Raw genomic sequence first — 20,122 nt, 5'->3', positions numbered from 1 at the left:
CTAGCCGAACTTGCGCAAGAGCCTCCATTTCAACGGGCGCAGCTTGGCGTAGAGGGAGGTCTCTCTCAGTCTTTCCATGCCACGGGCGAGGCTAAGCGAAATGCGCCCACGTAAAGTGACCGGACGAATATAGTCACGCAGAGGTGTGGTTCGGTCGCATATGCCGGACTTCCATGGCTCGTCGCCAAAGCCCAGATCGAAAATGCTGTAACCGTCAGCCTTGAGCGCAGATAACAGGCGCAATATCAGCAGTTTTCCGGGTGAAAACTTGCTCCACATGCCGTTCTCGAACGTTATGATCATTGCGCAATAATGGCCATTGCGGACGACGCTCCACAGCGTAGCCCATATGGTTTCCCCCACGGCCAGCGCGGACAGGTGCAGGGCGCCATGTCGGGCGAGTTGCTCTGTCGCTTTTTCAAAAAAGCGTCGTTTTTCAGGATGTGCATCGAAACCGGGAACCATGGTTTCTTCAAAACGCCGCTGTTTCTGGCGGAACATGGCATCCAGAACAGACCGGCGCTCAGCTTCGGTCTGCGCTATAAGAAACCGGGCCCCTTCCAGCTTCTGAAATGCTCGGTCACGTTTTTTGATATTGCCGATACCCTGTATGGATTTTTCTATTTCCGCGATCGGACGCACCAGTGACATCGTGTGCGTGGATGCACCGGAAAAGCGGTCCGTTACCGACCATAAGGGATTGATAAGACCCTCGATATGTTCCGGCATTTTGCAGAGCGCAACGACATCGTGAGAGGGAACCGATGCAAGCACAGCTGCGAGGACGCGCATTGCGGCATCATGCGAAAGCTGTGTTGCGGCCGGAAAGACGATAGGGGCATTATAATCGCTTACGCCCCCATCGATAAATGAAAGGACCCGGGAACCGCAGATGCGTGTGATAAAGAGCGGCAGAAAAAGAAGCGGTGTATCGTCAGTCTGGCGAACTTCGGTCAAGCAGAGCTGTACGCCGGGTTCTTGCCCATAGCTCGCTTCCCATGCCCGGATAAAGGATTTGGACTGAAAGACAAAAAATGCGCAGCCGGTTTTGTCATCGGCGTCCGGCCAGTCTATGGATAGCTGTTCCATGTTGCTGAAAACCCGGATGTCAAAATCTTTGGTCAACATAAAAGGCTTTCAGTATTTCCGAGCGCACCGAATCTCATTTTATAGTTGAAGTGTTTATTGGATTTGAAACCAAAAAAAACTATGAAGTTCTGGCTGGTTTGGTCCCAATCCCAAATTGCTTCGCGCGTGCTTTTTCACAAATAGGGCAACGATGTCTGTTTCGATTATCATCAAAACCTTGAACGAGGAAAAGCGCATCGCCGAGGCTGTTGAAAGTGCCCTGAAAGCCTTGCCCGGCGGAAAAGTCGAAGTGATCGTAGCCGACAGCGGCTCTACCGACCGCACGATCGAGATCGCGCGGGCCTATCCGATCAGGATCGTGCAGATCGAACCGCCGGCGCAGGCCAGTTGCGGCCTCGGCCCGCAGCTGGGTTTTCAGTATTCGACCCAGCCTTTTATCTGCCTGATCGATGGCGACATGATAATTGAGCCGGATTTTCTGCCAGCCGCTCTTGCTTATCTCGACAATCACCCCGATGCCGGTGGCGTGACCGGCCATGTCGTGGATCAGGTTCTCGAAAGTCTGGAATTCCAGCGCCGTTCAAAACGACATTCGCCCGAAGCACGGACAGGCGATATCGACCGGATGAACGGCGGCGGGCTCTACAGGCGCAGCGCCATCGAGCAGGCCGGATATTTCTCGGATCGCAATCTGCATGGTCACGAAGAGTTCGATGCCGGTGTTCGCCTGCGAAGCCATGGGTGGAAACTCCATCGTCTGGACCGGCCGTTCGTGCAGCATTTCGGCTATACGATGAATGCCTACAAGCTCCTGGTCCGTCGCTGGAAGAGCAAATACCTGCGTGGCACCGGTGAAGTATTGCGTGCTGCAATGGGGCAGCCGCATCAAAAAAATCTGTTTCGCGAACTGCCGGAATTGCGCCTCTGGGGCGCGGTCTATCTCTGGTGGCTGGCCATTGTGGCCGCTCTGTTTTTCGTGCCGGGATGGTTTCCTGCAATTGTTGTGGCGGCCATTATTGCCGCGGCGCCGTTCGTGGCAATGTGCGTCCGAACGCGTAGTATCGAGCTTGGTGTCTACGCGGTGGTTGCATGGATATTCCATGCAGCAGCACTGCCCCTTGGCTTTTTTCAGCCACGCCGTAAACCGACCGACTGGATTGAGAGCAAGGTTATAAGGGAGCCCTGATGGACATTCGGCGACTGGCCTTATCCGCCTTGTTTATCGGCCTCGCAGTGTCTGGCACCGGTGCTGAAGAATGGCTTCCCGTCAAAGAAAACAATCTCGAAATCTCCGCCGGGAGCCCTCTCGATTTTTCGGGGTTTCTGGCCAATACGCCGATCGAAGAAAAAAATCGCCTGATCGCAAATCCCTATGGGCATTTCGCTCAGGCTGACAAGCCGGGCGAGGCGCTCCGGCTGCAATGTGCGTCAATTGCCTGGGGACCGCCGTCGTCGGGGGCGGTGGATCATGCCTTTATCGATCGATATGTGCGGCAGCTTCGTCTGCACGGTTACAATATAGCCCGGTTTTACTTCGTTGATGCCGATCTGATGCTCGGACAGGAGCGGGATTTCGACTTCCGCCCTGAAGCCCTTGACCGGATGCGCTATCTGATGGCTGCGCTTAAGCGCGAAGGCATCTACTGGATTATCGACGGACTGACGTCCGAGAGCGGCGCCCTGGGCGGCAAGGACATCGATCGCTGGGGCGTGGACGGCAATCTGAAGCGCCGGATCTATGTGGACGATGCGGCATTTGATCATTGGCTGCGTTTTCAAAAAGAAGTCTTCGCGACGGTCAATCCTTATACGGGACTTGCACCTTTGCACGATCCCGCGCTCGCGCTGATCGTTCCTTTCAACGAAAATGGTATCGAGTTTACGAGCTTTGTGCATGAGCACGCTGACGGGACAACATTCTGGACAGGCTATCGTCCTGCATTCAATGCTTTTCTGAAAAAACGATATGCGGATACCCGTGCCTTGTCGCGAGCCTGGGGCGGTTTGGCCTCCGGCGAAAATCTTGAACAGCAAACTGTCCAGTTGCCGCAAAGCCGGAGCGGCGGCGGCGGACGATTGCGGGATTTTCAGGCTTTTCTGGTTGAGAGAGAACGGTTGTTGACCCAACGTCTGGAGCAGGCGTTCCGCGATCTTGGTTATCGCGGCCTCGTCGCTCCCTATAACAACTGGTTCACGGTCCAGACGGCTCTTTCGCGGCAAAACCAGCAGGCGGTCGTCGCCAACACCTACCACGACTGGATCGGAACCCTGAACCCCGGTACCGAAATCAAGGATACGAGTTCGATTGCCGACGCCGCTTCCTACGTCGGTGAAATCGCCGCCGGACGCTGGCTCGGACGGCCTTTTCTCGCAACAGAATACGAGCACCTGTTCTGGAACCGTTATCGCTATGAAGCCGGAATAATGATGCCAGCCTATGCCGCTTTGCAGGGGTGGGATGGTATCTGCCGCCATGGTCAGGGGCCGCTGACACTTGCATTCGACGAGGCAGCTCCATTCCGTCAGCGCATCATCCCCTATACCTTCGCTGTAGATCCCGTCGCCCGTGCCGGTGAGACACTGGCATCGTTGCTGTTTCGCAGGGGCGACGTCGAAACGGCAGCTTTCAATGTGCCGCTCATGATGCAGGGAGAGACGAGTCTTGGTGAATCGCTGGAGTTTCCAGAACCGGCGCGACTGAAGCCGTTGGCGCTTGTCGGAGGGATCGGTCTGGCGACGAAAGAGCAGGCCTGGCCGCAGGGACTGCAAAAATTGGTTGCGGTGGACTACCGGAACGTCTCGCTCGACAACGTGTTGCAGCGTTTGAAGGGCGCAGAACTTCTGCCGCGGGATAATGCCACTGATCCGTCGCAAGGCTTGTTTGAAAGCGCTACAGGCCAGATCATGCTCGACCGCAACAGGCAGCGGATGCAGGTTGTTACACCTGAGACCGAGGCCATTGCCTTTGCCGAGCTGAGAGACCCCGTGACATTAAGTGAGCTGTCCCTCGGCAATGCGGAGGCGAGGGGGTTGTTTGCTGTTTCGGCAATTGATGGAAAGGTGCTGAAGGACAGCGAAAAGCTGCTTGTCATTTTCGCCAGCGATGCACGGAATTCCGATATGCGTTTCCGTGACAAGGCAGAGAAGGTTATTGAAGACTGGGGACGTCTACCGGTTACCTTGCTGCGCAATCGCGTGGATGTGAATTTGGCAGGAAACACGGTGTCATGGACGCTCTCTCCGGTTGGCCTCGATGGCAAGGTCCACGAACGAATAGCCGCCGGGTCTGGCCCGATCGCTTTCCGTTTGGATAATGGTGCGGGCAAAGCCGGACCGACCACTTTCTTCCTTCTGGAAAGGAAGCTTGCTGTTCAATAGAAATCCGTCGACAACCTGCTCCAGCTTTCGCCGGCAAGTCCGCCAATAAAGATATCATTGCGCTGGATCGCGCCTAGTATGTCCTCGTTTGCGGTGACCACACAGACATTGGCTTTGAGACGAAAGAACATGATGGATTGCTGCGAGAGCGCATTGAGATAGCGCGGATCGACGCGGCCTTGGGCCGCGATATGTCCTTCCTCCTGCAGATGGAGCAACATCGCTTCGACAGCAGGTTTTTCCGCCCCGGCTTTTGCAACGACATTCAGAACTTCCGCCATGCCATTGGGGCGGCTGTAGTAGCAGAAAAGGGCGCTCGGACCCCCGGATTGTTCGCTGATCTTGCAGAACCGCAAGATACCGGCCGCCCGGTTGCCCGCCGCCATATCCAGCAGCCAGTTGATGTCGTTTTCCGTCCAGTCCGGATGTGCGCAATAGCCTTGCAGGAAACCGGAGATGAGCGAGACAGCCTCATCCTTCGCTATTTCCGTCACATTCGCTTGCGACCTGGGGGCCTTCTTGATTGGCGGGAGGGGAAAAAGGGGATTGAGCATTTTGCCAAGCGAGCTTGTCCCGCGCCCTCCGAGGATTGGACGCCGTTCGGCGACGTAATTGGCCACGTAGCTGGCGGCCTGAAACACCCGTGTCCAACCCAGACCATGCGCGCTGAGAACAATTCCGCCGATTGCTTCGGAATGCCTGAGACTTACGGGGGCTGCGCTGTCGGTGAAATTGAATAACTTTTCGCTCGGACGCAGGGTAAGGGTCAGTTCAGCGGCGCCGCGGGGGGAGACCTCCGGCTTCATCATGAAAGCGCAAACCAACCGCCCCATGACATTTTTCCCGTTGACCTTGTAAGGGATGGGCAAGACCGAGAGTGCGCTGTCGATCTCGCCGCGCTCGTCCTCGTGCACAACACTGCCAATCGCAGGGTCGTAATAGGGGTTCTCGAAGAAAAATCGCTGAAAATACTGATCGAAAGCTTCGTTACATGACTTCGAATGTGGGCGAAAAACTCGCTGAAACAGGTTTCGGATCGCCGGGATATCATCAAGCTTCATTGCGCGAACGCGCCGCGATTTGACGTCGTTTGCCGAGGTCGAGATATCCGCCATCTAAGCCCCCACTGTTGAAACCGCTTTCTTCTCTTCTGCGTCACGACTCCGACGAACGAGGTAGATAACACATCCCCATGATGCCAGCACAATACTGATTTCAATTGCGTAAATGGCGGCGAAAGTTCCCGTGATCGGCGCGTACCACGTTGCCAGTGCCAGGAGCGGCGCGCCGAGAATATTGCCTGTGTTGAGGACAGCCGTGCGATAGCTGTGCTGGCTGGCGGCACCCAGAAGATCGACTGCTATCGACCACAGGGCAACAAACACGGTGATCCAGCAAAGCGTGCGGCAGAACGAAACCAGCGTGTCATACTCACTGCCAAACAGATAGGGCAGATAGGGCGCGATGATAAACACGGCCAGCGACGTCAATATGCCGATTGCAAAAGCGGCCCCAAGCAGGCGCATCGTGATCGGCAGGGCATGATGGATGCCGTTTGCGCTGGCGCGGGCCAGATGAGGATAGACCAGACGGTTCATCGCCTCGACGGTCAAGGTGCTGCTGTCGATGATACGACGTGTGACGCCGTAACTGCCGACGACGCTCGGCGGCATCAATGTGCCGAGGAGCAGGAGGTCTGCATTCTGGCGCACGGCCTTGAAGATGAATTGCGAAGCAAACATCACGCCCAGCCGTATTTCGTCGCGCACGATCGTATATTGCGGCCGTCCGAGCCTGCGCAGAAACAGTGCGTAGACCACGGCGACCAGTACATGGGCTCCAAACTGCCAATAGGCCCACCCGACGACAGTGGAGACACCGAATAGAAGGCAGGCGATTGCTGCCGCAATGGTTCGGGCAATGGCAAACCCGACGACGGAGAGATTGGCGGATACGAAGTCGGTATGTGCGATATAAATCTGCTCGACCAGCAGGATGAGGCGCATAAGCACGATGTTGGTGACGAGCAGCAGGAAAAGCCCGAACAGGTTTCCTGTAAATTCAGGAGAATTGTAAAGCCAGAGCGGCAATATGATCATTCCGGCGGCGACGAGGACAATGCCGGTAATCGCGATGAGAATGAGATTGTGGCCGAGCATCGCGGGGTAGATCGTCCGGTCCTGCGCCACGCGGCGCACGAGGCATTCTGCTCCGCCCAGGCCACAGATGAAGGTAGCGATGTTGGTTACGGCCATTACGGTTACGAACAGGCCAAACTCGTGGGAACCAAGATACCGCGCCAACAAGGCAAATGTAAAAAGCTGTGCGATGTTTGCTGCAAAAAGGCTGCCGCTAGAAGCTGCGTAGGACAGTAATGTCGACCAATGGCGTTTCAAATTTTCATACCGAATTTTCGGGCCGGTCCGGACCGTAGTGAAGCGGAGTGCTTTTTGTTGAATTTCTGATGGTGCAGCATATGCTCCGTTTTCTCTTAATCCCGAAAAACACAAGGTGCCAAGCACGTCGACGGAAATTTGTCGCAAACTGCAAGACTAAATGATCCTCAAGGGCATTTTGGTGACACCATTGCGGATGATTGCCTTTCATTAACCGAATTTTTTAATCTTTAAGTCTAAGGAAAACAGTGGCGCCATGTTCGCGCTGTCGAGTGAACTTTAGGGGCAACTAATGTATACGTTGCGTGACCTCGCTTCGAAAGCACGGGTAACGGAGGCCGCTGGTGAAAATCCGGTCCCCGTAGATGAGCGGTTGCGCGCAGCCCGGCGCGAAACGCATATTATCCGCGAAGAAGAGAGGACCACCGAAACAATTGCGCCCGCTCACAACGGGCTGATGTTGCCTGAAATCGACCTGTTTGAAGCGCTGGCCTGGATGCGTGCCCGGTGGATTCTGATAGCCGCGCTCGCGATCATCGGCGGCCTGGCGGGCCTTGCTTACGGCATGACGGCAAAGCCCCGATATACAGCCTATACCGATTTGCTGGTGCCCCCATCGGGTCTTCAGTTGCTGCCCAATGACGTCTATGCCCAGAGCCTTCAGGCGGACAGCCAGATTCTCGACATTGAAAGCAAGATGCGCATCCTGACTTCCGGCAACGTGCTCCGGCGGGTCGTAACGGATTTGAAACTGAATGAAGACGAGGAGTTCGTCCCGCCTCCGCCAGCCTTCGATCTGCGAGCCATGCTTGGCCTCAGCAAGCCTGCAGGTCCGAAGGATGATACGCTGGCTGCGGTGCGCGCCCTGTCGCAGCGCATTACCGTTACGCGGCCTGAACGATCCTATCTGGTCACGATTGCCGTCTGGACGGATAATCCGGAAAAATCGGTGAAGGTTGCGGATTCTCTCGCAAACGCCTTTCAGGAAGAAGTCGCCCAGGCGGATGCCGATGGGGCGGGGCGGGCGGCTGCGGCCCTATCCGAACGTCTGGCTTCGCTGCAAAAGGCCGCGACAGAAGCGGAAGAGAAAGTTGCCGCGTTTCGCAGGGCGCATGGCTTGCAGACCGCCGGCGGCGAACTTGTCAGCACCCAGTCCATGACGCAGATCAATTCCAAGCTGGTTGACGCCAAGGCGCGAGTTGCCGACGCAAGCACGCGCTACGAGGAATTGACGAGGGACACGGGCAGCGCCGTCAGTCCTGCGAGTACATTGCAGTCGCCTACGATGACGAACCTGCGCGGACAATATGCATCGCTGAAACAGCGCTACGACGCTCTCGCGATGACCTATGGGCCACGGTATCCCGAATTGATAAATACGGAGCGGCAGCTTGCCGGTCTGGAGCAGCAAATGGCGCAGGAACGGGCGCGTATTCTGCAATCCGCGAAGGTTGATCTGGATCAGGCAAATGCCGTTGTCGCATTGCTCAACGCCCAGGCTGCTTCGGCCCGTTCAGCGGTGGCGCTTGACAATGACGCACAAGTCCAGCTTTCGGACCTCGAACGTGACATGGCCGCGAAAGTGTCGATCTACAACACCTTTCTGACCCGCTCATCGGAGACGAGCCAGCGCCAGCAACTGGATGCGACCAACATACGGATCATTTCGACGGCCATTCCGCCGATCGGCCGGAGCTGGCCTCCGAAGACGCTGGTGCTCGGTGCGGGAGGCGGTATCGCCGGTATGGGACTTGGTGTGGTGCTGGCGCTCGGCCTCGGCTATCTTGGAGCGTGGCGCAGAAATCGGGAAGGTACGATCTGACCTTGGCTGAGCTGTCGGTTCATTACCGTGAGGAGATACAGCCGCGAGTCTCGTCAGCTGTCGGAGCTGGCCTTTTTCTGTGCATGTTCCTGTTTATGTGGATAGGCACCAATCCCTATCCCGACATTGGTGCGGTGACCGGTGTCACAGCCAAAGCCGCCGACTCCAGTTCCTTCAACCAGCTTGTCACTCTCTTCTTGACGGGCGGCTTTCTGATCTGCGGATTGAACAGCTCCATGCGCAGTGTCATCATGCAGCCGCGCATTCTGATGGGGCTCGTTTTCTTCTGGCTTCTCCTGACGGCTTTGCTGTCGGCCCACCCCATGATCGCCAGCAAGAAAGTCGTGCTGTCTATCCTGACTGCCTTGAACGCGAGCATCTTTCTTATGTTGCCGCAGTCCGAACGCCAGATGGCGCGATTGCTGGCAATTGGCTCACTGATAACGCTGGCATTTGCCTATTTCGGCGTAATTTTCATGCCGCAGCGCGCTATTCATCAGGGCACTGAAGTCCTTGAGCCCATGCTGGCTGGCGCCTGGCGCGGTCACTATCCGCACAAGAATGCCGCCGCCGCATCTTTGGTGCTGATGAGTTTTCTGGGGCTTTACATCCGGAAACGCGGTTTGCCGATAACAGGTCTGCTGATTGTCGCCCTTTGCGTTTTTTTCGTGTTGCATACAGGCGGCAAGACATCGACGGCCATGTTGCCTTTTATCGTGGTGATGTCGCTGGTGTTCGTGCGGTGGAAATGGACGCGTGTTTTCATTGCAGTCGGCGGGATCGCGGCCTTTAACATTGTTGCCGTAGGGGCCGCTGTCTTCGATCCACTGCGCGAGCTTGTAGAAAGCTTGGGAGTTGACGCCAGTTTTACAAACCGTTCTGATATCTGGAAACTTGCATTCTCTGCGATCTCGGCCAAGCCGGTTTTCGGCTACGGTCTGGACTCGTTTTGGAAAACGCCCGAAATGGTCTATGCAGGCGGCGGCGGTGCAAGCTGGGCGGTTGCCGCCTTCAATGCGCATAATTCATTCCTCGATATGATGATCAATGCTGGCATTATTGGTCTCATTCTGACACTCATCTGGATAATGATTTTGCCGCTTCGATATATTAGGGAAGCGGAAAGCACAGACAACGACCCTATATTAACGCTGCTTTACATTCGCCTTTGGCTTTACGGATTATATATGTCTTGTATGGAAAGTACGTTCTTTCAGAACGGTGGGGCACTATGGTTCTGTATCATGGTTGCTGTCTTCGGATTGCGCTTGCAGGCTAAGGCAAGGCTCGTCTGAAACAGCTTGGGGAGCTGGGGGCAATGGCGGAAATGGATAGTCTCGAGAGGGCACGCAGACGTCTGGAATGGTACGCCATTCGGCTGAACGACAGCATCAGTCGCCGGTTTCCGTTGCGCCCGTTCTGCTTGCCAGCCAACGAACGGATCATCACTTTTACGTTCGACGATGTACCCGACACGGCGGAAAGCGCCGGAGCTGCGATCCTTGACAAGCACGGCGTCCATGGCACTTTTTATATTGCCGGCAGCATGGTCGGCACGAAGGAGCGCGAGAGGAACCTGATCACGCAGGAAGGGTGCCGGAAGCTGGTTGAAGGGGGGCACGAGCTGGGTTGCCATACCTACAACCATCTCAAGGTCCCTTATTTCGGCGCCGGGGAAATAGCAGCTGACCTGGACCGCAACACGGCCTATCTCGATGCGTTCGAGCCCAATCGTGGCATGCCACGCAATTTCGCTTATCCTTATTGCGCATCTTCCATGATGACACGGCGGTTATTTGCTGACCGTTACGCGACCTGTCGCGGCGGTGGCAATCGTATCAATCGCGGCATGATCGATCTTGCCTTTTTGCAGGCAGTGGAAATAAGACAGCCGGACGACGGGGCTGCACGCCAGACCCGCTGGATCGATGACCTTAGTGCCAATCCTGGCTGGCTCGTCTTTTATACGCATGATATCAGCGATACGCCGACTGAATTCGGGTGCAGGCCTGAGACCTTCGAGCGCCTCGTATCCCATGCGGTGAAAAGCGGGGCGACCATTCTTTCTGTCCGCGAGGCGGTGGCGCGCCTTGAAGCGCATCCCGAAAGACGTGAAACGGTTTTCGGATAAGATGCGCATCAAAAGACAAACTGCTGAGACGCGCCGATTTGTTCAATCAAATCGAAACGCTCCAGCGCGCAACGAGGTGCTGTTTGACGCATGTGAATGATACGGCCCATCGTCTGCTGGCGATTAATAACTATTTTTATCGGCGTGGCGGCGCCGAAACTGTTTTTCTCGACCACATCAAACTGTTTTCGGAGATCGGCTGGCAAACCGCACCGTTTGCCATGCAGCATCCGGATAATTTTCCCTCCGACTGGTCCTCCTATTTTGTTTCCGAAATCGAGTATGGCCGGGAAAGCAGCCCGTTCACCAAAGTCGTGCAGGCGGGTAAGATCATCTATTCATGGGAGGCGCGGGACCGGATCAAGGCATTGATCGAACACTTTCGCCCCAACGTCGCGCATGCGCATAATATCTATCATCATCTATCGCCGTCGATTTTTCCGGTTTTGAAAGAGGCTGGAATTCCGACGGTCATGACGGCGCACGACCTTAAACTTGCCTGTCCGGCCTATAAGATGCTGTCCCACAACCAGATCTGCGAGCGCTGCAAGGGCGGACGCATCTACAATGTGGCGCTCCACAAATGCATCAAGGATTCCACAGCGCTGAGCGGACTGGTTTTCGTTGAGACAGCGATCCATCGCATGCTTGGCCTTTATCGCAATACGCTTGACCGTATCGTTGTGCCGAGCCGTTTCTATATTGCAAAGCTCGCCGAATGGGGATGGCCGGAAGAAAAGCTGGTCTATATCCCCAACTTCGCCCACACGGACGACCTGAAGCCCTATGCGGATGAAGGCGATTATTTCGCCTATGTCGGACGGCTGGCGCCGGAAAAGGGGATTGGTACTCTCATTCGCTCAGCGGCTCTTGCTGGACAGAAACTTGTCATTGCGGGCACTGGGCCGGAGGAAGAATCCTTGAAAGCGCTCGCGGCTGAGGCGGGCGGAGATGTCACCTTTGCAGGCTATGTCTCGGGCGAAAGATTGCATCAGCTTATCGGCGAGGCGAAAGCGCTCGTTCTGCCGTCTGAATGGTATGAGAACGCGCCGATCAGTATTCTCGAAGCCTACGCACTCGGGGTGCCGGTGATCGGCGCCGACATTGGCGGAATTCCCGAAATGATTATCGAGAGCGAGACCGGGATGGTTTCGCGTACGGGCGATATCGACGACCTCGCCCGCGTCCTGGGCGATTTTGCGCGGTTGACCCCGCAGGCGCGGCGCAAGATGGGAGAGGCAGGCCGCATGTGGGCCGGCCATGAATTCTCGCCAGAGGCGTACAGAAACCGGACGCTGGAACTCTATGCCGAGTTGGGAGCGTTTTGATGGTGCGAAGCGATAAAAGACCTCGCGTCATGATGCTGGGCCTGCGCGGTGTCCCCAATGTGCAGGGGGGCGTGGAAAAACACGTCGAAGAACTCGCCCGGCTCTATTTGACGAAGGGCTGGGATGTGGAGGTGATCGGACGCCGTCCTTATCTTGAGAAAAAGCAGCCTTATGTCTGGGAGGGCGTAGAGGTGACGCCAGGCTGGGCGCCTACCTCCATGAAGTTCGAGGCAATTGTGCATACGGTGCTGGGCGTGCTGCGTGCAGGTTTCACACGCCCGGATGTCTTGCACATTCATGCGATCGGTCCGGCTCTTGCGGTTCCGCTGGCACGTCTGTTCGGTCTGCGCACGGTCGTGACCCATCACGGTTTTGACTACAATCGGCAGAAGTGGGGACGGCTTGCGCGCGCAATGCTGAAGCTTGGCGAATGGTGCGGGATGCGTTTTGCAAATGCGCGCATCGCAGTGTCCAACGATATCGCAAAAACCATGCAGCAGCATTATCATGTGCCGATCACTTTCATCCCCAATGGGGTCACGCTTCGCCCGGCCTGCCAAGACACGAGGTGGCTGGAAAAGCACGGGCTTGATCCCAAACGCTACATTGCTCTGGTGGCGCGGATCGTTCCGGAAAAACGTCAGCTTGATCTTATTGAAGCCTTTGCAAAACTTGCGGATCCTTCCTTGAAACTGGCCCTGATCGGATCAGCGGAATATACGGCTGAATATGCCGGAACCGTTCGTGCAAGGGCTGCGGCTGTACCCGGCGTTGTGCTGACGGGCGCGCTTCAGGGGGAGGAACTGTCGGCCCTGTTCAGTCAGGCCGCACTATTCGTCCTGCCTTCCAGCCATGAGGGCATGCCGATCGCGCTTCTCGAAGCCATGGGATACGGCTTGAACGTGCTTGCAAGCGATATCACTGCAAATGTGGAAGTCGGACTTTCGAAGGATAGCTACTTTCCACTGGGCGATGTGGATGCGTTGAAGGATGCGCTGCGGCGGAAAATCGATCAACCTCTGACAAGCGAGCAGTCGCAGGAAATGATCGACTGGATCGCAAGGGACTATAGCTGGAGCGGGATCGCTGATCGCACGCTGAAGGTCTATGAGGAAGCAATAAGGGAATAGGAAAGTAGGGGGATATGGGAGAAGAGCCAGCTCCCAAAGTCGCCCCGTGCTGCAACCAGCAACTTATCCGCGTTTCTCCACCCGACAATCATCATAGTCGCATATGTGTTTTTTAGTTCGGATCTTGCGGAAATGCTGAAATAGAAAAAGGGAGCTGCCGAACACGTTCGACACACTCCCTTATTCCCATACTTTCCTTAAATCAGCGTGCCCGGCGACGCTCTGCGGTCGGCTGAAAAGCCAGACGCGAATGGTAGCTGCAATATGGGCTCGATTCACCGGATTCATGGCCGCAGAAATGGAAGTCTTCGTTCAGCGGGTCGCCGATCGGCCACTTGCAGGTGCGTTCGCTCAACTGCAACAGCGAGAGCCTGCGGGAAATAGGCACCACCACGTCGGAAGCGGGCTTGACCACTGTTTCCGCAACAACGTCCACGGCATAGTCCACCTGGAGGGCCGTCGCGCCGACCGTCTTGGTCACCGTGGCCGTGCGCATCGTCGTCGTATGTACGCCGGTTGAATGTTGTGCTGCAGGACGTGGCGATGCGGCAACCGTATTGACTTTCTTGCTGCGCGGAGCAGCGGTCGTGGTCTTGCCACGGCCCGAAAGCTTCAAACGGTGCACTTTGCCGATCACTGCATTACGGCTGACGCCGCCAAGCTGCGCTGCGATCTGGCTCGCGCTCAAGCCCTCGCTCCACAGTTTCTTCAGTAGTTCGACGCGTTCGTCTGTCCAGTTCATCGCCCTGGGCTCCAATCATTTTCGTTATCCGGAATCCGGCAGTGTTCTCGGATCGCTCCGAGCAAAAACACCATATCTATCCGGGTGACTAGGTCCGCCGCACGAAATGTAGCTTTAATCTCTAAAAAGAAACTACAATATCCAACGACTCCATGACAAGGGATAGCCTTGTCAGGCGGATTCCATTTTTACGGTTTTCCCCAACTTGGGTGCCAAAGACGGTTTTTATTTGATCCGCCCCGAAATTTTGCACGCAATTGCTTCAGAACTGAAAACCCGGATTGTTTCAGGATGGAACATCGCGGACTTGCGGAATGAGCAACGTCGTCTGGCAGTCTCAGCCAGGGAAAGGCCATTCACTATATAGTATGGGTGTCTACGTAAAGCCACCTTCGATGCCGGAGTGCGGCAAGAGCGCGAAAATGCATGAACTCATGTCGAAAGATGGCCCTCAAACCTCGCTTGCTTTGATTGACATTTTTTCTGCGAACGCCAATATACGCGCGAGATAAATATGCCGCCCAGAGGGCGGTTTTTTATTTCTACCGAAGGCTCAGGCTAGGAAGCATGGGTCTGAGCCCATTCCTCTCATGTCTCCTCGTAGTTTCGTGACGGCTTGGAATGGGGTGTTGGGCGCTCGTCGAAAGGTGGGAACCGTTTCGGGTGCCTGAGGACTGTTTATGGGAAAACACAGCTTTGCCGGCGCAGCTGGGCAAGCTGCTAATATGGGCTTTGGAGGCCTGATGCTATGACCGACGCTACGACCGTGCAACCGCTTTACGACACCTATAATCGTGCGGCTCTGCGCTTCGAGCGAGGTGAGGGCATCTGGCTTATTACCGAAAGCGGTGAACGTTATCTCGATTTCGCGGCGGGCATTGCTGTGAACTCGCTTGGTCATTCGCATCCGCATCTGGTGGAAACGCTGAAGGCGCAGGCGGACAAGCTCTGGCATCTGTCCAACGTTTATGAAATTCCGGCGCAGGAAAAGCTGGGGCGGCGTCTTGTCGAAAGCACTTTCGCCGACAAGGTCTTTTTCACCAATTCCGGCGCTGAAGCACTCGAGTGCGCGATCAAGACCGCACGCCGCTATCATTATGTGAGCGGTCATCCGGAACGCTTCCGCATTGTGACTTTTGAGGGTGCGTTCCACGGCCGCACGCTGGCCACAATTGCCGCGGGCGGTCAAGCCAAGTATCTCGAAGGTTTCGGCCCGAAGGTCGACGGTTTCGATCAGGTGCCGTTCGGCGATGAGGCGGCATTGCGCGCCGCCATCACCGACGAGACCGCCGGTATCCTGCTTGAACCCGTTCAGGGCGAAGGCGGTCTGCGCGGTTTCCCGGAAGAATTCATGCGCATGCTGCGCCAGGTCTGCGATGAGAAGGGCCTTCTGCTGATCCTTGACGAAGTGCAGACCGGCGTCGGTCGCACCGGCAAGCTGTTCGCGCATGAATGGGCCGGTATCAAGCCGGACATCATGGCGGTCGCCAAGGGTATCGGCGGCGGCTTCCCGATGGGTGCCTGCCTCGCAACTGCCGAAGCTGCCAAAGGCATGACGGCGGGCGTCCACGGCACGACCTACGGCGGCAACCCGCTGGCCATGGCTGTCGGCAATGCGGTTCTTGATGTTGTTCTGGCCGATGGCTTCCTCGAGAACGTCCAGGCGACCGCTCTGGTCATGAAACAGGGGCTCGCCTCCATCATCGACCGCTACCCGGACGTCGTTTCGGAAGTGCGTGGTCGTGGCCTGTTGATCGGTATCAAGTGCGTTGTGCCGAATACCAGTCTCATTCAGGCTCTCCGTGACGAGCATTTCTTGAGCGTCGGGGCCGGAGACAATGTCGTCCGTCTGCTTCCGCCGCTGATCACGACGCCCGAAGAAGCGCGCGAAGCATTGAAGCGCATCGAAATGGCGGTCGAACGGCTCGCAACTGCAAATCCGACCAGTAAAACAGCGTGATATCATGGCTAACGATAACGGGATCAAACACTTTATCGACCTCTCCGCTGTGCCTGCATCGGAGCTTCGTGCGATCATGGAAGACGCCAAGGCACGCAAGGCGCGCCTCAAGGCTGGAGAAATGGAGAAGCCATTCGCAGGCAAGGTGCTTGCGATGATCTTTGAAAAGCCCTCCACCCGCACGCGCGTGTCCTTCGATGTCGGCATGCGCCAGCTGGGCGGCGAGACAATCATGCTGACGGGCTCGGAAATGCAGCTCGGGCGCAGCGAAACCATCGCCGACACGGCGAAGGTCCTGTCGCGCTATGTCGATGCGATCATGATCCGCACCACATCGCATGACCGGATGCTCGAACTTGCCGAATATGCGACCGTTCCGGTCATCAATGCACTGACGGATGACACGCACCCTTGTCAAATCATGGCCGACGTTCTTACATATGAGGAACATCGCGGCCCGATCAAAGGCAAGACCTTTGCCTGGATGGGGGACGGCAACAACGTCCTCCACTCGCTGGTCGAAGCCGCGGCGCGTTTTGATTTCAACGTCAATATCGCAACGCCGGAAGGCAGCGAACCCAAGTCGCACTATGTCGATTGGGCGAAAGCGAACGGCGCGAACATCATGTCCACCACCGATCCGGAACGGGCGGCGAGCGGTGCGGATTGCATCGTGACCGATACGTGGGTTTCGATGGGGCAGGAAGATCATGCTCGCGGCCACAACGTTTTCATGCCCTATCAGGTCAATGCGCGACTGATGGAAAAAGCTGATCCAAAGGCGCTTTTCATGCACTGCCTGCCCGCCCATCGCGGCGAGGAAGTGACGGATGAAGTGATCGATGGACCGCAATCGGTCGTATTCGACGAAGCGGAAAACAGGCTTCATGCCCAGAAAGCCATTCTGGCGTGGTGCCTGCAAGGCCGCGGTTTGGGAGCATAATTTGGCTGACAAGACCAGCAACGAGCATATCGAAGTCGAGAACATCCACGTCAATCTGGGCGATTTCGACTTCGCAGGCGATGACGCGGTCGTGCCCTTCCAGGTGGAGGGGCTCGACGTGCGCGGTCGCGCGGTTCAGCTCGGCCCGAGCATCGACGGCATTCTGAAACGCCATAACTATCCCGAAGAAGTGGCCCGTCTGCTGGGGGAAGCAACGGTTCTGACCGTATTGCTTGGCACCTCGCTCAAATTCGAAGGCAAGTTTATCTTCCAGACGCAGTCCGACGGCCCCGTCGACATGCTGGTGGTCGATTTCCGCACGCCGCGTTCAGTCCGTGCCTATGCACGTTTCGACGCGGAGCGCCTGAAGGAAGCGATTGCCGCAAACAAGACGAAGCCGGAGGAACTGCTGGGACGGGGAACGCTTGCATTCACAGTCGACCAGGGTGCTTACACCCAGCGCTATCAAGGCATCGTCGCGCTGGATGGTTCGACGTTGGAAGAAATCGCTACGACCTATTTCCGTCAGTCGGAACAGATTCCAACCGACCTCAAACTGAGTGTCGCCAAGCTTGTCGAGCGTGGCGCCGACGGAAAACCTGTCGAACAGTGGCGGGCTGGCGGACTGATTATTCAATTCCTGCCGGAATCCGAATTGCGCGCGCGCATCCCCGACTTGCCGGGTGGCGACGAGGACGGAGCCGAGGCCGCCTTCCATCCGGAAGATGACGCGTGGGACGAGGCTCGCTCGCTGGTGGGTACGATTGAAAGTTCGGAACTGACGGACCCGCAAGTTGGCTCGGAGCGGCTGCTTTACCGGCTGTTCCATGAACGCGGTGTGCGTGTGTTCGAATCTGTGCCTGTGCTGGACGAATGCTCGTGCTCGCGAGAGAAAATTTCCGGCGTGCTATCAGGCTTCACGGCCGAGGAAATTGCAGAAAGCGCGGAAAACGGCAAGATTTCCGTAACTTGCGAATTTTGCTCGAAAATCTATTCGTTTGATCCGGCAGAGTTCGGGAACTGATGCGTAGATAAATTAGTAGGAATTTATCCCCGTGTTCGGGCAGGCTTTTATTCTCCACCAGTCAATTGTGGAGATACGATATGCCCGACATTTGGATACCGGTTACCCAGCAGAATCTCGAGATCGAGGCTGGCAGTCCGCTCGATTTTTCGACATTCCTACCAAATCCGCCGATTGACGAGGAGCGACGGCTCATCGTCAATTCGGACGGTCACATCGGCTTGCAGAGCAATCCGGCCGTTCCATATCGGCTGCTGTGCGGAGCCATTGCAACTATTCCCGACCATGTGACAGCGGACAGGATGGCCGTTCAGTTGCGTCGTCATGGATACAATTGCGCACGGTTCCATTTTCTCGACATCGCTTTGATGGAGGGGCAGCTTCAGGATTTCGAATACCGACAGGATATTCTTGATCGGTTCCGCTACTACATGGCTGCGTTGAAACAGAACGGCATATACTGGGTCGTCGATGGCCTTACATCGAATGCTGGCGCGTTGGGCGGCGTAACGGATCGCTGGGGAACGGAAGGCAGGCTGAAACTCAAGACGCATGTTGAGAATGCGGCTTTCGGCCATTGGCTGCGCTTTCAGGTCGATATCTTCGGGACGGTCAATCCCTATACCGGGCTTGTGCCTTTCGAAGACCCGGCTATGGCGATGGTCGTGCCGTTCAATGAGAATGGATTGGTGTTCAACTCGTGGGTTTACGCCAACGGCGACCTCCAGGCGTTGGCGGAATTGAAGCCGCCGTTCAATGCTTGGCTGAAGGAGCAATATGGTACCACGGCAGCCTTGCAGGCTGCCTGGGGCGGCGAGTTGCTGGGTACCGAACAAATTGAAAACGCCACAGTTGCCCTGCCTTCAAACCGCTATGCCGCGTCCAAAAGGCTGCGCGATTTTGCAAGTTTCTGCGTGTCGGTTGAAACCGAGACGGCGAAGAAAATGAGCGACTGCATCCATGCGATGGGCTTCAGGGGTATCATAGCACCCTATAATAACGGATATGGCATCCAGACCATGCTCACACGCCGCAATCAACAGGCGGTGGCGATGAATACCTATCATGATCCGAACGACACTATGACGGGGCCGATATTCCAGACCAGTTCGCTTGACGGCGCGGTGGATTACGTCCGCAATGCGGCTGCGACACGTCTGGCAGCAAAGCCATTTGTGATGACGGAGTATGATCACGTCTTCTGGAACAGGCATCGCTACGAGGCGGGGCTTGCAATGCCGGCTTATGCCGCTCTGCAGGACTGGGATATTCTGTGCCGGCATAGCAATGGAGCACTTGTCCTTGGCTATGGCGGCAGCGATTTTAACGAACAGTATATCCGTCCTTACCGCGCGGCACTTGATCCTGTTGCCCGTGCTGGCGAAACCCTGTCGGCGCTGCTCTTCCGCCGTGGAGACGTTGCGAAAGCGTTGCATCGTGTGGTGGCGCAGATACAGGATATCGGAAATCTGGCGAGGCTGGACATGCAGGAACCGGATGCGGTGACGATCATGTCGCTAATGTCTCGTTTCGCACAAGGCGATGCTCCGTTCGCACCAGACGCTGTGACGGTCGGTTCCCCTCGCCAGATTAGCACCCGTGCGGACGCCATCGCATTCCTGCGCAGCCATGGAGTTCTGGCTGCGACAAATCCAAGCGATGCAGCATCGGGGATATATGTCAGCGATACCGGAGAGATCAGGCTTGATAGCGCGGCCAAACAGATGCGGGTTGTCACGCAGCATACGGAAGCACTTGCATTCTCATCCATCACCCAGCCGGTACAACTCGGGCAGCTCTGGGTCGGTTCGGCTTCCGGTGCGGGCATGCTGGCTGTTTCTTCGCTCGATGGCGAGAGGGTAGCGGACAGCAGCAAGCTATTGCTGATCTTCGCCACGGATGCACGTAATACCGACATGGTATTCGCCGACAACGAAGAAAAGACTGTCAGCAGCTTTGGCACCTTGCCGGTGCAGATCAAGGTTGGGCATGTCTGGTTCAAGATGCCGATCAACACCGCCTGGCGCTTATCCCCGGTCGGATTGGATGGCGTGGTGCAGCCTCCGGCGATTACGGGTGACGGAACGGATGGACTCAATGTCGAGCTTTGGAACAATGTTTCTGTTCTGCCGAACCCACCGGGTCCAACGACTTATTTTCTGATCGAACGCGTTTAAAA

General features: G+C 56.3%; 16 protein-coding genes. 11 read left to right on the top strand and 5 right to left on the bottom strand.

Going from position 1 to position 20,122, the window contains the following annotated elements:
* Nucleotides 1-1,089, bottom strand: a complete 1,089-nt coding sequence (locus tag ACS5UA_RS04515; RefSeq protein WP_235694306.1) for a GNAT family N-acetyltransferase — start codon at nt 1,087-1,089, stop codon at nt 1-3.
* A gap of 190 nt (nt 1,090-1,279) precedes the next feature.
* On the opposite strand from ACS5UA_RS04515, the gene ACS5UA_RS04510 reads away from it, so the two are divergent.
* Together ACS5UA_RS04510 and ACS5UA_RS04505 are read left to right on the top strand one after the other, a co-directional pair.
* Nucleotides 1,280-2,275: a glycosyltransferase gene (locus ACS5UA_RS04510; protein ID WP_021586271.1), complete on the top strand. Its 996-nt coding sequence runs from the start codon at nt 1,280-1,282 to the stop codon at nt 2,273-2,275.
* Complete coding sequence (locus ACS5UA_RS04505) at nt 2,275-4,467, top strand: hypothetical protein (RefSeq protein ID WP_021586270.1); 2,193 nt, start codon at nt 2,275-2,277, stop codon at nt 4,465-4,467. The genes ACS5UA_RS04510 and ACS5UA_RS04505 overlap by 1 nt, the downstream gene beginning before the upstream one ends.
* Here the strand turns inward: ACS5UA_RS04505 and ACS5UA_RS04500 are convergent.
* Both ACS5UA_RS04500 and ACS5UA_RS04495 read right to left on the bottom strand, forming a co-directional pair.
* Nucleotides 4,461-5,582, bottom strand: a complete 1,122-nt coding sequence (locus ACS5UA_RS04500; RefSeq protein ID WP_021586269.1) for a hypothetical protein — start codon at nt 5,580-5,582, stop codon at nt 4,461-4,463. The genes ACS5UA_RS04505 and ACS5UA_RS04500 overlap by 7 nt on opposite strands.
* Nucleotides 5,583-6,863 (bottom strand): lipopolysaccharide biosynthesis protein, encoded by a 1,281-nt coding sequence (locus tag ACS5UA_RS04495; protein WP_021586268.1) that lies wholly within the window; start codon nt 6,861-6,863, stop codon nt 5,583-5,585.
* Between the two features lie 292 nt (nt 6,864-7,155).
* Here ACS5UA_RS04495 and ACS5UA_RS04490 point away from each other — a divergent pair, with 292 nt between their 5' ends.
* From ACS5UA_RS04490 to ACS5UA_RS04480, 3 genes are read left to right on the top strand one after another with little or no spacing between them, the layout of a single operon-like run.
* Nucleotides 7,156-8,685, top strand: coding sequence for a GumC family protein (locus ACS5UA_RS04490; RefSeq protein WP_025089716.1), 1,530 nt, complete (start codon nt 7,156-7,158; stop codon nt 8,683-8,685).
* On the top strand, nt 8,655-9,980 hold the full coding sequence (locus tag ACS5UA_RS04485; protein ID WP_235817990.1) for an O-antigen ligase family protein: 1,326 nt from the start codon (nt 8,655-8,657) through the stop codon (nt 9,978-9,980). The genes ACS5UA_RS04490 and ACS5UA_RS04485 overlap by 31 nt, the downstream gene beginning before the upstream one ends.
* Nucleotides 9,981-10,003: 23 nt before the next feature.
* The gene (locus tag ACS5UA_RS04480; RefSeq protein WP_021586265.1) at nt 10,004-10,816 is read left to right on the top strand and encodes a polysaccharide deacetylase family protein; all 813 of its coding nucleotides are present in this window, start codon (nt 10,004-10,006) and stop codon (nt 10,814-10,816) included.
* Between the two features lie 8 nt (nt 10,817-10,824).
* Here ACS5UA_RS04480 and ACS5UA_RS04475 read toward each other — a convergent pair whose 3' ends face one another.
* A complete protein-coding gene (locus tag ACS5UA_RS04475; RefSeq protein WP_230350371.1) occupies nt 10,825-11,046 on the bottom strand; it encodes a hypothetical protein in 222 nt (73 codons plus the stop codon).
* On the opposite strand from ACS5UA_RS04475, the gene ACS5UA_RS04470 reads away from it, so the two are divergent.
* Together ACS5UA_RS04470 and ACS5UA_RS04465 are read left to right on the top strand one after the other, a co-directional pair.
* On the top strand, nt 10,939-12,144 hold the full coding sequence (locus ACS5UA_RS04470; protein WP_235694352.1) for a glycosyltransferase family 4 protein: 1,206 nt from the start codon (nt 10,939-10,941) through the stop codon (nt 12,142-12,144). The genes ACS5UA_RS04475 and ACS5UA_RS04470 overlap by 108 nt on opposite strands.
* Entirely contained in the window at nt 12,144-13,274 is a 1,131-nt protein-coding gene (locus ACS5UA_RS04465) for a glycosyltransferase family 4 protein (protein ID WP_021586263.1), read from the top strand. The genes ACS5UA_RS04470 and ACS5UA_RS04465 overlap by 1 nt, the downstream gene beginning before the upstream one ends.
* A 202-nt stretch (nt 13,275-13,476) precedes the next feature.
* On the opposite strand, the gene ACS5UA_RS04460 is transcribed toward ACS5UA_RS04465, so the two are convergent.
* Nucleotides 13,477-14,016: a GcrA family cell cycle regulator gene (locus ACS5UA_RS04460; protein ID WP_021586262.1), complete on the bottom strand. Its 540-nt coding sequence runs from the start codon at nt 14,014-14,016 to the stop codon at nt 13,477-13,479.
* 748 nt (nt 14,017-14,764) lie between these two features.
* Between ACS5UA_RS04460 and ACS5UA_RS04455 the strand changes: the two genes are divergently transcribed.
* From ACS5UA_RS04455 to ACS5UA_RS04440, 4 genes are all read left to right on the top strand, one after another.
* Nucleotides 14,765-15,976: an aspartate aminotransferase family protein gene (locus ACS5UA_RS04455; RefSeq protein WP_021586260.1), complete on the top strand. Its 1,212-nt coding sequence runs from the start codon at nt 14,765-14,767 to the stop codon at nt 15,974-15,976.
* Nucleotides 15,977-15,980: 4 nt separating this feature from the next.
* Nucleotides 15,981-16,919, top strand: a complete 939-nt coding sequence (argF, locus tag ACS5UA_RS04450; RefSeq protein WP_063881818.1) for an ornithine carbamoyltransferase — start codon at nt 15,981-15,983, stop codon at nt 16,917-16,919.
* 1 nt (nt 16,920) lies between these two features.
* Nucleotides 16,921-17,943: an Hsp33 family molecular chaperone gene (locus ACS5UA_RS04445; RefSeq protein WP_100648059.1), complete on the top strand. Its 1,023-nt coding sequence runs from the start codon at nt 16,921-16,923 to the stop codon at nt 17,941-17,943.
* Between the two features lie 80 nt (nt 17,944-18,023).
* Nucleotides 18,024-20,120, top strand: a complete 2,097-nt coding sequence (locus ACS5UA_RS04440) for a glycoside hydrolase (RefSeq protein WP_443101201.1) — start codon at nt 18,024-18,026, stop codon at nt 20,118-20,120.
* Nucleotides 20,121-20,122 lie beyond the last annotated feature (2 nt).

Source organism: Brucella sp. RRSP16 (assembly GCF_052246815.1).
In the GTDB taxonomy this organism is placed as follows: domain Bacteria; phylum Pseudomonadota; class Alphaproteobacteria; order Rhizobiales; family Rhizobiaceae; genus Brucella; species Brucella intermedia.
This window is presented reverse-complemented; position numbering and strand designations above follow the sequence as displayed.

What these genes read in the sequence shown, in the direction of transcription:
- ACS5UA_RS04440 (WP_443101201.1), top strand. Translation starts at nt 18,024, where the DNA reads ATGCCCGACATTTGGATACCGGTTACCCAGCAGAATCTCGAGATCGAG.
- ACS5UA_RS04480 (WP_021586265.1), top strand. Translation starts at nt 10,004, where the DNA reads ATGGCGGAAATGGATAGTCTCGAGAGGGCACGCAGACGTCTGGAATGG.
- ACS5UA_RS04500 (WP_021586269.1), bottom strand. Translation starts at nt 5,582, where the DNA reads ATGGCGGATATCTCGACCTCGGCAAACGACGTCAAATCGCGGCGCGTT.
- ACS5UA_RS04460 (WP_021586262.1), bottom strand. Translation starts at nt 14,016, where the DNA reads ATGAACTGGACAGACGAACGCGTCGAACTACTGAAGAAACTGTGGAGC.
- ACS5UA_RS04490 (WP_025089716.1), top strand. Translation starts at nt 7,156, where the DNA reads ATGTATACGTTGCGTGACCTCGCTTCGAAAGCACGGGTAACGGAGGCC.
- ACS5UA_RS04455 (WP_021586260.1), top strand. Translation starts at nt 14,765, where the DNA reads ATGACCGACGCTACGACCGTGCAACCGCTTTACGACACCTATAATCGT.
- ACS5UA_RS04515 (WP_235694306.1), bottom strand. Translation starts at nt 1,089, where the DNA reads ATGGAACAGCTATCCATAGACTGGCCGGACGCCGATGACAAAACCGGC.
- argF (WP_063881818.1), top strand. Translation starts at nt 15,981, where the DNA reads ATGGCTAACGATAACGGGATCAAACACTTTATCGACCTCTCCGCTGTG.
- ACS5UA_RS04505 (WP_021586270.1), top strand. Translation starts at nt 2,275, where the DNA reads ATGGACATTCGGCGACTGGCCTTATCCGCCTTGTTTATCGGCCTCGCA.
- ACS5UA_RS04510 (WP_021586271.1), top strand. Translation starts at nt 1,280, where the DNA reads ATGTCTGTTTCGATTATCATCAAAACCTTGAACGAGGAAAAGCGCATC.
- ACS5UA_RS04465 (WP_021586263.1), top strand. Translation starts at nt 12,144, where the DNA reads ATGGTGCGAAGCGATAAAAGACCTCGCGTCATGATGCTGGGCCTGCGC.
- ACS5UA_RS04475 (WP_230350371.1), bottom strand. Translation starts at nt 11,046, where the DNA reads ATGCTGCATGGCAAACGGTGCGGTTTGCCAGCCGATCTCCGAAAACAG.